We start from the raw sequence: 14446 nt of genomic DNA, 5'->3' as shown, positions 1-14446 counted from the left end.
GACATGACCCGCTCATTACGCATCTTCTACATCGCGCTGTTTCTGCTGACCCTGCTGGTGCTCGGTCTGTGGTCGGTGCGCAGCTTCTTCGGCTTCAGCACCAACGCCGATGCGACCGTGCTTAACGGTCGCTGGACCAAAGCCGTGGAAACCCACTACGACGATCAGTTTCCGATCAAGCGTCTGGGCACCAACCTCTGGGCGGCGCTGGATTTCAAACTGTTCAACGAAGGTCGTCCGGGCGTAGTGCTTGGTCGCGATCAGTGGCTGTACAGCGACGAGGAATTCAACCCGATCGTCAACGAAGAGCTGAACCTGCAAGGCAACTACGCGCTGGTCGAAGGCGTGCGCCAGACCCTGAAAGAGAAAGGCGTGAAACTGGTGATGGCGATCGTGCCGGCCAAGGTGCGCCTGTACCCGGAACACCTGGGTGAAGTGAAGCCGGCGAGCATCCACGCTAACCTCTATCAGGACTTCCACGCCCGTGTCGCGGCGGACAAGATCCTCGCCCCGGACCTGCTCGGCCCGCTGCAACAGGCCAAGCAGAACGGTCAGCAAGTGTTCCTGCGCACCGACACCCACTGGACCCCGGAAGGCGCTGAAATCGCCGCCAACACCCTGGCCAAGACTATCGCCGACAAGTTCCCGCTCAGCGGCGAGCCACAGCGCTTTGTCACCACGCCAGCGGAGAAGGTCACGCACAAGGGCGACCTGCGTCTGTTCCTGCCGCTGGATCCGCTGTTCGAAAACCTGATGCCGGCGCAAGAGCCGCTGCAAAAGCGCAACACCGTGGCCGCCGAGCAGCCTGCCGGTGACGACGCGCTGTTCGCCAGCAGCGAAGTACCGGTCGCGCTGATCGGTACCAGCTACAGCGCCAACCCCAACTGGAACTTCGTCGGTGCGCTGAAACAAGCGCTGCACAGCGACGTGGTCAATTACGCCGAGGACGGCCACGGCCCGATCCTGCCGATGCTCAGCTACCTGAAAAGCGACGACTTCAAGAACAGCCCGCCACAGGTGCTGATCTGGGAGTTTCCTGAACGATATCTGCCTGTGAACAACGAAATCGGCGACGCCGACCCACAGTGGGTCGCAGAGCTCAAACAAGCCGGTGCTCGCCAACAAAACGTAGCCATCAACACTAAATCCGAGACGCCCGATCGGGCGCAAAACTGAAAGAGAGGTAACACCATGACTTTCACAACTACTCCTCGTCGTCTCGCAAAACGCTTCGCACTGGTTGCAGGCCTCAGCGTGCTTTCCGTCCAGGCTTTCGCCGGTGGCGACGCCGCGCTGTACGGCCCGACCGCACCGAAAGGTTCGACCTTCGTGCGGGTCTACAACGCCAGCAACGCCGAAGTCAGCGCCACCGTCGGCAGCACCAACCTGAGCGACGTTGCACCACTGGCCAGCAGCGACTTCAGCTTCATGCCGGGCGGTGACTACAGCGCCAAGGTCGGCAGCCAGACCCTGCCGGTCAAACTCGCCGGCGACCACTACTACACCCTGGTCAACAACGCGTCCGGCGCGCCGCAGCTGATCGAAGAGCCGCCGTTCAAGAACAAGCAGAAATCCCTGGTGCGCGTGCAGAACCTCAGCGACAAGCCGCTGACCCTGAAGACCGCCGACGGCAAGACCGACGTGGTGCCGAACGTGGCGGCCAAGGGCCGTGGCGAACGTGAAATCAACCCGGTGAAAGTCAGCCTGGCGCTGTACGAAGGCGACAAGAAAGTCGGCGACGTGAAACCGGTCGCGCTGGAGCGCGGTGAAGCAGCGGTGCTGTACGTCACCGGTTCCGGCAGCAGCCTGTCGCCAGTCTGGGTGAAACGCCCGGTGTCGACTCGCTAATCATTTTTCCTGACTGACCCCCTCCCACCCTTGATCGGGTTGTCAGTTCGGATACGAGACAAAAACAAGAGTGAAACGACACAACGTTCGTGCCTCTAACCAATCGATTTTATGGAGTAAACAATATGATTCCGGTGATCTTGTCAGGTGGTAGCGGTTCACGTCTTTGGCCGCTTTCGCGTAAGCAATTCCCTAAACAATTCCTCGCCCTGACCGGTGAACACACGCTGTTCCAGCAAACCCTGGAACGTCTGGTGTTCGAAGGCATGGACACGCCGATCGTGGTCTGCAACAAGGATCACCGCTTCATCGTCAACGAACAGTTGGCCAACCGTAACCTCGAATGCCAGCGCATCCTGATGGAACCGTTCGGCCGCAACACCGCGCCGGCGGTGGCGCTGACCGCGATGATGCTGGTCAACGAAGGGCGTGACGAACTGATGCTGGTGCTGCCGGCCGACCACGTACTGGAAGACCAGAAAGCCCTGCAACGCGCCCTCGCCCTGGCCACCGTTGCCGCCGAAAACGGCGAGATGGTGCTGTTCGGCGTGCCGGCAACCAAGCCGGAAACCGGTTACGGCTACATCAAGTCCACCGGCGATTCGCTGCTGCCGGAAGGCGTCAGCCGCGTCTCGCACTTCGTCGAGAAACCCGACGTCAAACGTGCCACCGAGTACGTTGAATCCGGCGGCTACTACTGGAACAGCGGCATGTTCCTGTTCCGCGCCAGCCGCTTCCTCGAAGAGCTGAAAAAGCACGATCCGGACATCTACGACACCTGCCTGCTGACCCTCGAGCGCAGCCAGCAGGACGCCGACACTGTCACACTGGATGAAGCCACTTTCGCCTGCTGCCCGGACAACTCCATCGACTACTCGGTGATGGAAAAAACCCAGCGCGCCTGCGTGGTGCCGCTGACCGCTGGCTGGAGCGATGTCGGCTGCTGGTCGTCGCTGTGGGAAGTCAACGAGAAAGACGCCAACGGTAACGTCAGCAAAGGCGACGTGGTGATCCAGGACAGCAAAAACTGCATGATCCACGGCAACGGCAAACTGGTGTCGGTGATCGGTCTGGAAAACATCGTCGTGGTCGAAACCAAGGACGCGATGATGATCGCCCACAAGGACAAGGTTCAGGGCGTCAAGCAGATGGTCAACACCCTCAACGAGCAGGGTCGCAGCGAAACCCAGAACCACTGCGAGGTCTACCGTCCGTGGGGCTCGTATGACTCGGTGGACATGGGTGGCCGCTTCCAGGTCAAGCACATCTCGGTCAAACCGGGCGCGTGCCTGTCGCTGCAGATGCACCACCACCGCGCCGAGCACTGGATTGTGGTCAGTGGCACTGCTGAAGTGACCTGCGACGAGAACGTCTTTCTGCTCACTGAAAACCAGTCGACCTACATCCCGATCGCCTCGGTGCACCGCCTGCGCAACCCGGGCAAGATCCCGCTGGAAATCATCGAAGTGCAATCGGGCAGCTATCTCGGTGAAGACGATATCGAGCGCTTCGAAGATATCTACGGCCGCTCCACCCCGATCGAACGCGGCGTGTCGGTGAAAACCATCGCGCAGTGATCACCCGGCAATGAGAAGCCCCCGTCCAGCCCGCTGCGTCCCCTATCCGCAGTGGGTTGGGCGGGGGCTTTTTTTCAACTCAACGAATGTTGTCGAGTCAGTCTTGGCCGGAAATGTCCCCCCAGCGATTGCCGCCTTCCCGCGTAGGGAGCCGGTGCGAGCAGTCCGATAAAGTCCTGGGTCCGCTGCAGGCTCTGCAGCGTACTGGACGTTTGCATCGACAAGTCGGAGACCGCTTCGAAAAGCTCCGGATCCGCGCTGCCGGTGGTTGCCAGCTCGGTAAGGATGGCCTGCGTCCTGAACTCGACCATGTCGATGCCTGCCGAAAGATGTTCGTAAGTGTTGCTTAACGCCTCAGCATTCAGTCCCTGCGCTGCATGGATGAATTCCCGCCCCGTCTGGAACAGCCCCCGAGTTTCTGGTCCCAGTTTTTCAGAGACTGCCTCGATCACTTTGCCCTCGACCTTGGCGCGCGCCATTTGGGTCAATCGTGATCGACCGTCGGCTGTGCGCGGATCATGCGCTGCCAATTGCAGTTTCACTGTGGCAAGACTCAGCTTCTTTTTCGGCTCGACGCTTTCAACCAGAGCCTTGGGATTCAATTCGCTGCCCTTGAAATGGATAGGTCGGTTCAACTGATAGGTGTCCACCACCTTGTCGATGGCTGCACCCGCCAACTTATCGGCGACCTTCGTGCCAATCTTGCCCCCAAGCGAACCGGCTACCGGTCCGAACACGGTGCCCATTGCAGTGCCAATCGTGCCCCCTGCGGCTTGAGCGCCTGCGCTGAACATGCTGCTGGCCAGTTGCGTCCCGACGCGCCTGACCAGGGCCTGAAACCGGTGTCGCGCCTGAGTGTGGTTGAGCAATGAGTTTCTGACGTCCGCTGCCGCCGAGGTCATCGTGCTCATTAATGCCTGCTGCTTTTGCACACTGTCAGCCAACTCAGATGTGGCGGTCTTCCCGCCCCCATCGGGGTCGACATGGTTCATGGGCGAGTTACCCACCATCTGATACAGGTTCGGCCCGTCGATAAAGCCTTTCGGATCAGGATTCAACCAACGCTGCAACCACGGCATGTAATAGCGATAGCCATAATAATAAAGACCTGTGGCATCGCGCTCCTTGCCCGAATAACGCAGGGTTTTGTAACTGGCCTCGGTGTCCTTGCTCCACGCCGTTTCACCGAACGGGAAGAATGTTTCTTGACTGATGAGCCGGGCATCCTCGCCCAGTTCCAGGCAGGTCGATCCGAGATGATCCGTCAGCGTGTACCGATAATGGTCATTGGAACCGGTGGGCGGAGCACTTTCCCAGTGCAGCACGTGTACACGGCTGATGTGGCCCTCGACGCAGATCACTTGCAGTTGTTCACCGGTGGCCGTGTCGGTACGTAGCTCCAGCCCAGTCAAATAGCGCACCTGGGCCGTGACGCCGCGGGTATTCGTCTGGAGTGAGCGAATCTTGCGCACACGTTGGCCGGCACCGTCGTAGCAATAGTGTTCACGGTCATTGGGGCCGCTGGCACGTTCGACCGGCGTCACCGATTGCAGCTGATTACGCAGATTCCACGTCAATGAACTCCCCGCGTACAGCGCTCGCAAATTGCCACGGGGATCGAACGCCGCGGCAATCTCCTCTTCCGTCGGTGGCACGCCATTACGGTAAGGCAAACAGCGATTACTTGATCGCGCAGCTTTGAGCTCGCGGCCATTGCGCGCGCCAACATGCGTCAGCAGCAGCAGATTGCCGGATTCATCGTAGTCGAAGGTCTGTCGATAATTGCTCACTGCTGCCGGATCGTCACGTCCGATGGACGCCGGACCTTGAGTAGCAGCACCTGCTTCCCAACCGGTGGCCACATGCAACTGGTAGAAGCTGTCATAGTCGAAACGACTGGCAGGATCGATACGCTGGTTGGCGAAATACCGGATCGGCAGTGACTTGTCCTCGATGCTCAGCAAGTTGCCCATCGGGTCGTAGTCGTAGATCAGATGTTGCAATATCTCGCCCCCGGCTTTCCTCGCATGGCGGGTTAGCAGAAGACCATCCTCGGGCTGATAGGTCAGCGTCGTCAGCACACCATTGCCCGCCAGTTCCTGAGTGACTTGCCCATCAGCGTTGTAACGAATGTCGCTCACCAGCGTTTGCGCTTTGGTCTGGTGCCGCAATTGCAGATGGCAGGCGCGCAACTGACCGTCCAGCGTCAACTCGCGGTCCTGTCGATTATCACGTGCATCGACTTGTTCGAGTACCTGCCCCAGCGGCCCGAAGCGCCAGCGGGTCGTTGCACCGTCACCGGGCTCCAGCAAGCGCTGGCGGTCATCAACGTTTTGCGGCCAATCGGGGACGCTGGGGTCGAGAGTGAAGTGCCGTGTGCTTTCAATGCATTGCCCACTGATTGCAAAGCTTTGCGAGCACACACTACCCGCCGGATCATCGTGCCGAATCAACTGGCCCAGCTGATTCCGGGAGGGATCACCCGCGCCGGGCTGACCGTAAGTGAGACGTTCGACGCACCGCCCAGGCTCGGATGCGCCTTCTTCGAACACGGCAATCGGACGCAGCAACGGGTCGTGTTGCACCTCGCGCCAGGTTTCTCGACTGTCCCAGTCGTACAGCGTCTCGGCACCCAGCCCGTACAACGCCAGCTGCGTGCCGGCATCGACGCTGTCGGAGCGCAGCGTTTGCCCGATCAACGAATAAAGGGTGCGCAGATTCGCTGGCGTCAGCGGCTCGGTCGTTTGCAGTGCCCACAGGCGCGGATCCCACTGTTCCACAACCCTTCCGGCAGCGTCGCGCGCCGTGCGATTGACGCGGGTTTGAGCTGGGCAAAGGTCGTCGGCACGCCAATAACCAACCGTCCGAACCTGCAGTCCGCGCGGGTCGCTTACTGAAAGCGTCGGTGTTTTGCCATGCTTGTTCATCAGCTTGCTCCCGGCACTAGCGTTATCCATGCTTCAGGGCATCAGAGCATCCGCGCTTTACGATTTTCAACTGTCAGAAATTACAGTACCGACTGACGGTACATTCGGAATACGCGCGAATGTCCATTGCGCCGGCCCTCCGGTAGGATGGTACTCACGAACCAAGGAGCGTTCCCTCATGTTCATCGGCATCCTGCTGATCATCACCTGGTTGATTCTGCTGCTGCGCTATCCCGCCAAGGCTGTGCCGGTCTCCGTGGCCGCGGCTATCGGTCTGGGCCTGGTGGCCATGTGGGTGGTGTGGCTGGACAACCGCGAGCTCAAGCAACTGGCGCGCCTTGAGATGCGCATCAGCTATGCACCGGAGCAATGCCCGGCAGATCGGCCGCTGCAATTGAAAATGAAAAACGGCAACAACGTGCCGCTGACTGAACTGCGCTGGCGTATCGCAGCTTACGCGCCGGGCGACACGGTCAATCTGGCCGACAACCAATACACCGCCCCGCGCTATCGCGGCCCCGGCGAACTGCAGGCCGGTGGCGACTGGGAAGACTGCCTGCCGATGCCTCCACTGCGCCCCGGTTATCGCCCACAAACCCTGGAGTTTCGTGCCGAGCGCTTGCAGGGCAGTTTCTCCGGCTGATCCCCCTCCTCCCATTTTTTGCACAAGGAATGCGCCATGCCCGTTGCGTTGATTACCGGTTGCTCCAGCGGCATTGGCCGCGCCCTCGCCGATGCGTTCAAAGCCGCCGGTTACGAGGTCTGGGCCAGTGCGCGCAAGGCTGAAGACGTCGCGGCCCTCGCCGCTGCCGGGTTCAGCGCAATCGCGCTGGACGTCAATGACAGTGTGGCGCTGGAACAACTCGCTGAGCGCATCAACCAGCAACACGGCGGCCTCGACGTGCTGATCAACAACGCCGGTTATGGCGCGATGGGGCCGCTGCTCGATGGCGGCGTGCCGGCCATGCAGCGCCAGTTCGAGACCAACGTGTTCTCGATTGTCGGCGTCACTCGCGCACTGTTCCCGGTGCTGCGCCGGGCCAAGGGGCTGGTGGTGAACATCGGCAGTGTCTCAGGGGTACTGGTCACGCCGTTCGCCGGCGCCTACTGCGCCTCGAAGGCCGCGGTGCATGCGCTGAGCGATGCGCTGCGCATGGAGCTGGCGCCGTTCGGTATCCGCGTGATGGAGGTCCAGCCTGGGGCGATCCAGTCGAGCTTTGCCAAGAATGCCGGGCACGAAGCCGAGCAACTGATCAACGAGCAATCACCGTGGTTTCCGTTGCGCGAGGGGATTCGTGCGCGGGCCAAGGCATCGCAGGACAAGCCGACGCCGGCCAGTGAGTTTGCGGCTGAGTTGCTCAAAGCGGTGCAGCAGAACACGCCGCCACGCTTGATCCGCATTGGTAATGGCAGCCGCGCGTTGCCATTGCTGGCGACGTTATTGCCCAAGGGATTGCTGGAGTCGACGTTGATGAAGCGGTTCGGCTTGCGTGGGAAGCTCTGAGACCGGGTTGACGCTTTCGCGAGCAAGCCCGCTCCCACAGGAGAATGCATTCCAAATGTGGGAGGAGAAATCGACGCCGGCCAGTGAGTTTGCGGCTGAGTTGCTCAAGGCTGTGCAGCAGAGCACGCCGCCACGCTTGATCCGCATTGGTAATGGCAGCCGCGCGTTGCCGTTGCTGGCGACGTTATTGCCCAAGGGATTGCTGGAGTCGACGTTGATGAAGCGGTTCGGCTTGCGTGGGAAGCTCTGAGACCGGGTTGACGCTTTCGCGAGCAAGCCCGCTCCCACAAGAGAATGCATTCCAAATGTGGGAGCGGGCTTGCTCGCGAAGGGGCCAGATCAGCCAGCATTCAGCCCCAGCCCTTCATGAAATCAATAAACGCCCGTACCTTCAGCGGCAGATGCCGGGTATCCGGGTACAGCGCATAAACACCCTGCTGGGCAAAGCGATAATCGGCCAGCAACCGCACCAATCGCCCCGCCTGCAGATCCTCCTGAATCAGCCACTGCGGCAAAATCGCCACGCCTTGGCCAGTCAGCGCAAACGCCCTGAGCGTCGCCGAGTTGTCGGCGACGATGGCGGTGGTCCCCGGTTTTGGCTGGTAGACGTGCTCGCTGCCGGCCGGGTCGGTCACGGTCATTTCCGGGACACGGCCATGGCCAAGCGTCGGCATCGATTCCAGCGTCGCCAGCGTGGCAACCGGCGCAAAGCGTTCGACCAGTTGCGGCGCGGCCACCGCATACACTTCAAACCTCGACAACTGCACCGCACGCAGATTGGAGTCGTGCATGCGTCCCAGACGAATCGCCATGTCGAAGCGTTCGGAGATCAGATCGGCGTGGGTCGAGGACGTCGACAAGTGAATGTTCAGTTGCGGCTGTTGCTGGCGAAACACCTCCAGCGCCGGCACCACTTGGGCCAGGGCGAATTCCACGGTGGTGGTGATGCGCAACGTGCCCTTGAGTTGCGAATGCTCGGAGCGCGCTTCCTCGATCGCCAGTCGCGCTTCGTCGAGGGTACGCAGGCAGCGCCGATAGAAGCGCTCCCCGGCATCGGTCAGGGCCAGTTGCCGGGTGTTGCGCGTGAGCAAGGTGACGCCCAACTCTTCTTCCAGGCGCTTGAGATTGAAGCTGACCACCGCGCGGGTCTGGCCCAAGGTATCGGCGGCGGCCGTCAACGACCCGGCCTCGACCACGGCTTTGAAGGTGTCAAAACGGTCCAGGCTGACCATATCCAGCGCGCTCCCTGTCAAAATTATTTTGACAAACTAGCAGGCAAACCAGCGTTTTCCTAACACCACAAGCGCACTACCCTGCGCGTCTCATCACAGGGAAGCTGCCATGGCCTATCGCTCGAAAGTCGCGCTGGTGTATCTGTTCGGATTTGCCCTCGACCTGCTGAACATGTTCGCCGCGAGCATCGCCTACCCGGACATCGCCCGGGAATTACAGGCCTCGGTGACGCAATTGGCGTGGATTACCAACGCCTACATGCTCGGGCTGACACTGATCATTCCGCTGAGCGTGTGGCTGGCGGCGCGGCTGGGCGAGCGGCGGTTGATACTCGGCTCGCTGCTGCTGTTCGGCATCGCCTCGGGGCTGGTGGCCCAGGCCGGGTCGATTGAAAGCCTGATCGGCTGGCGTTTGCTGCAAGGGCTCGGTGGCGGCTTGTTGCTGCCGATCGGTCAGGCTTTGGCCTATCGGCAATTTCCGGCGGCGCAACGCGCGCACCTGACCGGCGTGGTGCTGATGGTCGCGCTGATGGTGCCAGCCCTGTCGCCGGCGGCGGGCGGCCTGATCGTCGAGGCGTTGTCATGGCGCTGGATTTTCTACCTGAACATGCCGCTGGCGCTGCTCGCGTTCGGCCTGGGTCTGCTGTGGTTGCAAGCGGATCAACCCGACACGGAACGCCCGACACTGGATCTGCGCGGCCTGCTGCTGGCGGTGGCAGCCCTGACTCTGTTGTTGATTGCCGTGAGCCTGGCGAGCGCCGCCGCTACCCGACACCTCGCCGGCGGAGTTCTGCTGCTCGGCGTCCTGACCTTATGGCTGTACCTGCGTGATGGCTGGCACAAACCCGACGCGGTGCTCGACCTGCAACTGCTCAAGAGTCCGTCACTGCGTTTGGCAATGCTGATCTACCTGTTCGTGCCCGGGGTGTTTACCGGCACTAACATGATTGCCGTGTTGTACCTGCACGACCTCGGTTTCGGCGCGGCGCAGACCGGTGCGCTGATGCTGTCCTGGGCAGCCGCATCGGGTATGGCGATCATGCTCGGCAAACGCAGTTTCAACCGCATTGGCCCCAAACCGCTGCTGATCACCGGGATGCTTTTGCAGTGCCTGGGGATTGTCCTGCTGATGCGCATCGAACAACCCGCCGCCACGCCGCTGATCATTGCCTATGCCTTGATGGGACTGGGCGGCAGCCTGTGCAGCGTCACCGCGCAGAGCCTGGCATTTGTCGGCATCGCGCCGGAAAAAATGGGCCACTCCAGCGCTCTGTGGAACATCAATCGCCAGCTCGGTTTCTGTCTTGGCGCCGCGTTGCTCAGTTCGCTGTTGGGCGCACTGGGCGGCAACGGATTCAAATACTGCTTTGTCGCGGCGGCCTTGCTCACATTGCTGCCAATGGTCGCCGTGCTGCGTTTCGACGCCTCCACAGTGCTCGCCCTGCTGAGCCCACCTCCCCTTCAGGAAAAATCCACATGACTGACTACAACGAATATTTTGATGAAGTGATCCAGGCCCACCTGGTGATCGAACGCTGGTTTGCCGTGGAGCAGGATTCAGCCGAAATGGAGCGCTTGCTGAGCCGATTCTCGGCGGATTTTTCCATGGTCACGCCGCTGGGCCGGGCGCTGGATATCGAAGCCTTGCGCGCGCTGTTTCAAGCCGCAGGCGGGAAGAAGCCAGGATTCAGGATCGAGCTCAGTGAGCTACGCGGGATTGCGCTGCATGCGCATGGCGCGACGCTGAGTTATCGCGAGCAGCAGAGCGATGCGAGCGGGTTGCGCACCGATCGCCGGTCGACGGTGGTGTTTGAAAAGACCGAGGCCGGGCGGGTGCTGTGGCGGCATTTGCAGGAGACGTTTTGCGCTGAGTGATTACTCGGTTTTGGTCTGAAAGACCGGGTTGTCCTTATCGCGAGCAGGCTCACTCCTACAAGGAATCTTCGGTGTGGCAGAGATCCAGTGTAGGAGTGAGCCTGCTCGCGATTCAGTCGGCGCGGTCTGTCAGTTATCCACAGACTCTTGCTTCACCACCACCGTGCAAGTAATCCCCGCCGCCAACAACACACCCTCCGGCACTTCGTCGATGTGAATGCGCACCGGCACCCGCTGCGCCAGACGCACCCAGTTGAACGTCGGGTTCACATCGGCGATCAGCTCGCGGCTTTCCGGGTTGTCGCGGTCGTAGATGCCGCGAGAAATACTCTCTACGTGGCCCTTCAACACTTCGCCGCTCATCAGTTGCATGTCGGCCGTGTCGCCTACGCGCACGTGCGGCAGTTTGGTCTCTTCGAAGAAGCCGTAGACCCAGAACGAGTTCATGTCGACCACGGCCATTTTCGCTTCGCCGATGCGCGCGTAGTCGCCGCGATGCACGTTGAGGTTGGTCACGTAGCCGTCCACCGCCGCGCGCACTTCGGTGCGTTTGAGGTTGAGTTCGGCGGCTTCCAGTTGTGCTTGCGCGTGTTGATAGTCGGCCAGCGCGGCGTCGGCGATGTTGCTGGCGTCGTCACGGTTTTCCTTGGAGATCACCAGGTTGTCGAGGTCGGCACGACGATGCGCGTTGACCTTGCGCATCTCCCAGGTCGACTTGCGCGAAGCGACCAGCGACTGCGCCTGCTTGACCGCGATGCGGTAGTGCTCGGGATCGATCTGCATCAGCAAATCGCCCTTCTTCACCAATTGGTTGTCGCGCACCGGAACGTCGACCACTTCCCCGGTGACGTCGGCCGCGACGTTGATGATGTCCGCCCGCACCCGGCCGTCGCGGGTCCACGGGGTATTCATGTAGTGCTCCCACAGGGTCCGGCCGATCCACAGTGCCAGGGCCAGCACCAGCAGGGTCGCAAGCAGGCTGAAAAACTTTTTCATCAGAACGTTCTCAACGGTAGACAGTCAGCGCCATGGCGCCGAACAGACAGGTAAACAGACTCAGACGCAAAAGCGCCGGGTGCCAGAAAAAACGGTACAGGTCGAACCCCGACAGGAACCGGTCCAGCGCCCAGGCCAGCGCCGCAGCGACAAAGAACATCAGGGTCATGGTCGGCATGTACACGCCGTGGAAGGCGATTTCACGAGGCATGGGCAAGTCCTTCGGGCTTGGCGACGGCGTAGGCAGCGAGTGGTGATTGCGGATCGAGCAACGAGGTGCGGATGAAGTGCAGATAGCTCTTCACCCGGCGTAACGCGGACGTGTCGAAGTGCGGCGCGAACGGCTCGTCGGTCGCGGCGACCCGACTGATCGCGTGATCGACCGCCACCAGTGCGCGTTCCAGGTTGCTCGGGTTCGGTTGCAGAAACAGTCGCACCAGCGCCCGGCCCATCACGCGAATTGCCTGACGCCACGGCTGCGATTCGGCATACGCCGGATGCACCGGGAGGATCGCCTGTTCCTTGCGCAACTCGATGATCGCGTGGCCGACTTCGAGCACCACGAACATCCAGCGCAGCAGGTTCTTCTGCACGGTCGGCTGCCCGGCGGCGAGACCATAAGCCTGATGCAGCAAGTCACGAGTACGACTCTCGAAACTCGACGCCAGGCCCTTGAGTTTGCCGCTGATCGCGTAGACAACCTGACCGCGCAAATCCTGCTCCAGGCGCTTCCACAACCAGCGGCTGTTGGGCGGCAGAATGATTGCGCCAGCAGCGGCGCAGACCAGCATGCCCATGACCATGGCGATGTAGTCGTTGATGAAGGTGTAGGGGTTGTAAATGGTCAGGTTGTCCGGCACCGAACCGGTGCTGAAGAAGATCAACAGACCGAGACCGACCCCGGCGTATTGCGGTCGCGAAGCGAGGAACGAGCCGAGCACGATCACTGGCGCAAGCATCACGCACAACAGCGGAAATCCATCGATCCACGGGAAGATGAAAAACATCTCGACGAAGCCGATCAGCGCCCCGAGGAACGTACCGCAGGCCATTTGAAAAGCCATGCGTTTCGGGTTCGGCGTGGCGGCGGACAGGCCCACGGTGGCGGCAGCGATCAGGGTCATGGTCGCGCCGCTCGGCCACGCGGTGGCGACCCAATAGCTGCCCAGCACAATCAGGATGAACGAGGCGCGAATCCCCGAAGCCGCGGCGGCCCACCAGTTGGTTTGCGGGGTGAACGGCTCGTCCCAGCGCTCACGTTCGTGGCGGTGATCGGCAAGCGAGGCGTGGGTCTGTGCATAACTGTGCAGGTCGTCGACGAAGCGATAGAGCAGCTCGTACGCGGTGTGGAAGTCCAGTTGCTCGGCTTCAGTCGGACCGGTTTCCTGGAAAATCCCGCGCAAGGTTCGCACTCGCGTCGGCAGGCCTTCCTTGTACGTGGCCAACTCCGTTGCCAGACGTGCGGCGTCCGGGCTGGTCAAGGCGCGGCCACTGAAGCCGTCGAGTACTTCCGCCAGATCCTGCAGGCCCGGCCGGATCGCGGCCACCACGTGTTCTTCGTCATTCACGCGCAGGCGTTCCAGCAACTGATGCAGGGCGTTGAAGCGGGTGGTGATGCCCATGAACTCGCTGTTCAAACGGCTGAGGCGACCGTTGCGCCGACGCATGTGCGGGTCTTCGAACACGGTGACGCTGCGCAGCCCTTCCAGGCCCACCGCTTCGGCGATGAAACGCACGTTGCTCGCTTCGAACGATTCGGCTTTGCTGCGTCCGCGCAAGCCATCGGTGACGAACAACGCGAACACGCCGAAGCGCTGATACAGCGCGTTGCGCATCGCCGCGCTGGCTGTTTGCGGCAGGATCGCGGCGCTGACCACCGTCGAGCAGAGAATCCCCAGCGAGATTTCCAGCACCCGCCAGACGGCGGCCATGAACGCACCGTCCGGATGCGCCAGCGCCGGCAGGCCGACCATCGCGGCGGTGTAGCCGGCGAGGACAAAACCGTAGGCGCGGAAGTTACGGCAACGCGCCGCACCGGCCGAGCAGATGCCGACCCAAATCGCCAGCGAACCGAGGAACAACTCAGTGTTCTGCGCGAACAGCGAGATCAGCGTAACCATCATCGCCGACCCGGCCAGGGTGCCAAGGAAACGATAGAAACTCTTGGCGAACACCTGGCCGCTCTGCGGCTGCATGACGATGAACACGGTGATCATCGCCGTGCGCGGTTGCGGCAACTCCAGGCGCATCGCCAGCCACAGCGTGAGGAACGCGGCGAGCAATACCTTGAAGATATACACCCAGGTCACGCCATCGCTGCGCGCCCAGTCAAACAAACCCCGACGCCATTCCAGGGAGTAGAGCCAGCGTAGAGGTGCGGGCAAGGGAGTCATTTGGTCTTGCTCAATGATTGAGGACTGAAGAGTCATCTGTGGCAAACATCAATTTTTGTGGTGAACACAAACTCTGTGGTGAGGGGATTTATCC

Annotated in this window: 12 protein-coding genes and 1 pseudogene; 8 read left to right on the top strand and 5 right to left on the bottom strand. The window is 61.2% G+C overall.

Annotated elements, in window-relative coordinates; genetic code table 11:
- Positions 1-3: 3 nt before the first annotated feature.
- The 3 genes from KCG87_RS22875 to KCG87_RS22865 all read left to right on the top strand — a co-directional run bounded on the left by KCG87_RS22875 (position 4) and on the right by KCG87_RS22865 (position 3425).
- Positions 4-1176 (top strand): alginate O-acetyltransferase, encoded by a 1173-nt coding sequence (locus KCG87_RS22875; RefSeq protein WP_210558932.1) that lies wholly within the window; start codon positions 4-6, stop codon positions 1174-1176.
- 15 nt (positions 1177-1191) lie between these two features.
- Positions 1192-1848, top strand: coding sequence for an alginate O-acetyltransferase AlgF (locus tag KCG87_RS22870; protein WP_007969549.1), 657 nt, complete (start codon positions 1192-1194; stop codon positions 1846-1848).
- Between the two features lie 125 nt (positions 1849-1973).
- Complete coding sequence (locus KCG87_RS22865) at positions 1974-3425, top strand: mannose-1-phosphate guanylyltransferase/mannose-6-phosphate isomerase (RefSeq protein WP_090281856.1); 1452 nt, start codon at positions 1974-1976, stop codon at positions 3423-3425.
- A gap of 74 nt (positions 3426-3499) precedes the next feature.
- On the opposite strand, the gene KCG87_RS22860 is transcribed toward KCG87_RS22865, so the two are convergent.
- On the bottom strand, positions 3500-6352 hold the full coding sequence (locus KCG87_RS22860; RefSeq protein WP_210558931.1) for an RHS repeat-associated core domain-containing protein: 2853 nt from the start codon (positions 6350-6352) through the stop codon (positions 3500-3502).
- A gap of 178 nt (positions 6353-6530) precedes the next feature.
- On the opposite strand from KCG87_RS22860, the gene KCG87_RS22855 reads away from it, so the two are divergent.
- The 3 genes and pseudogenes from KCG87_RS22855 to KCG87_RS22845 form a co-directional block, all read left to right on the top strand.
- The gene (locus KCG87_RS22855; protein WP_210558930.1) at positions 6531-6995 is read left to right on the top strand and encodes a multidrug transporter; all 465 of its coding nucleotides are present in this window, start codon (positions 6531-6533) and stop codon (positions 6993-6995) included.
- 36 nt (positions 6996-7031) lie between these two features.
- Entirely contained in the window at positions 7032-7856 is an 825-nt protein-coding gene (locus KCG87_RS22850; protein ID WP_134785478.1) for an SDR family oxidoreductase, read from the top strand.
- A gap of 64 nt (positions 7857-7920) precedes the next feature.
- A pseudogene (locus KCG87_RS22845) lies at positions 7921-8106 on the top strand (short-chain dehydrogenase); the annotation flags it as partial.
- Between the two features lie 100 nt (positions 8107-8206).
- On the opposite strand, the gene KCG87_RS22840 reads toward KCG87_RS22845, so the two are convergent.
- Positions 8207-9088 carry a LysR family transcriptional regulator gene (locus KCG87_RS22840; protein ID WP_183785843.1) on the bottom strand — a complete coding sequence of 294 codons (882 nt, stop codon included), beginning with the start codon at positions 9086-9088 and terminating at the stop codon, positions 8207-8209.
- A gap of 109 nt (positions 9089-9197) precedes the next feature.
- Between KCG87_RS22840 and KCG87_RS22835 the strand changes: the two genes are divergently transcribed.
- Together KCG87_RS22835 and KCG87_RS22830 are read left to right on the top strand one after the other, a co-directional pair.
- Complete coding sequence (locus KCG87_RS22835; RefSeq protein WP_210558929.1) at positions 9198-10568, top strand: MFS transporter; 1371 nt, start codon at positions 9198-9200, stop codon at positions 10566-10568.
- Complete coding sequence (locus KCG87_RS22830; RefSeq protein ID WP_210558928.1) at positions 10565-10963, top strand: DUF4440 domain-containing protein; 399 nt, start codon at positions 10565-10567, stop codon at positions 10961-10963. The genes KCG87_RS22835 and KCG87_RS22830 overlap by 4 nt, the downstream gene beginning before the upstream one ends.
- Before the next feature lie 129 nt (positions 10964-11092).
- On the opposite strand, the gene KCG87_RS22825 is transcribed toward KCG87_RS22830, so the two are convergent.
- Genes KCG87_RS22825 through KCG87_RS22815 form a run of 3 tightly spaced genes read right to left on the bottom strand, consistent with a single transcriptional unit; the run spans position 11093 to position 14352 of the window.
- A complete protein-coding gene (locus KCG87_RS22825; protein WP_139053810.1) occupies positions 11093-11959 on the bottom strand; it encodes an HlyD family secretion protein in 867 nt (288 codons plus the stop codon).
- Positions 11960-11969: 10 nt separating this feature from the next.
- The gene (locus KCG87_RS22820; RefSeq protein WP_003221811.1) at positions 11970-12170 is read right to left on the bottom strand and encodes a DUF1656 domain-containing protein; all 201 of its coding nucleotides are present in this window, start codon (positions 12168-12170) and stop codon (positions 11970-11972) included.
- Positions 12160-14352 (bottom strand): FUSC family protein, encoded by a 2193-nt coding sequence (locus KCG87_RS22815; protein WP_210558927.1) that lies wholly within the window; start codon positions 14350-14352, stop codon positions 12160-12162. Before KCG87_RS22815 ends, KCG87_RS22820 begins: the two co-directional genes overlap by 11 nt.
- Positions 14353-14446 lie beyond the last annotated feature (94 nt).

This window comes from Pseudomonas sp. MWU347, from assembly GCF_017947305.1.
GTDB lineage: Bacteria > Pseudomonadota > Gammaproteobacteria > Pseudomonadales > Pseudomonadaceae > Aquipseudomonas > Aquipseudomonas putida_A.
Note: the sequence above shows the minus strand (reverse complement) of the source record. Positions and strands in the feature narration are given on the sequence as shown.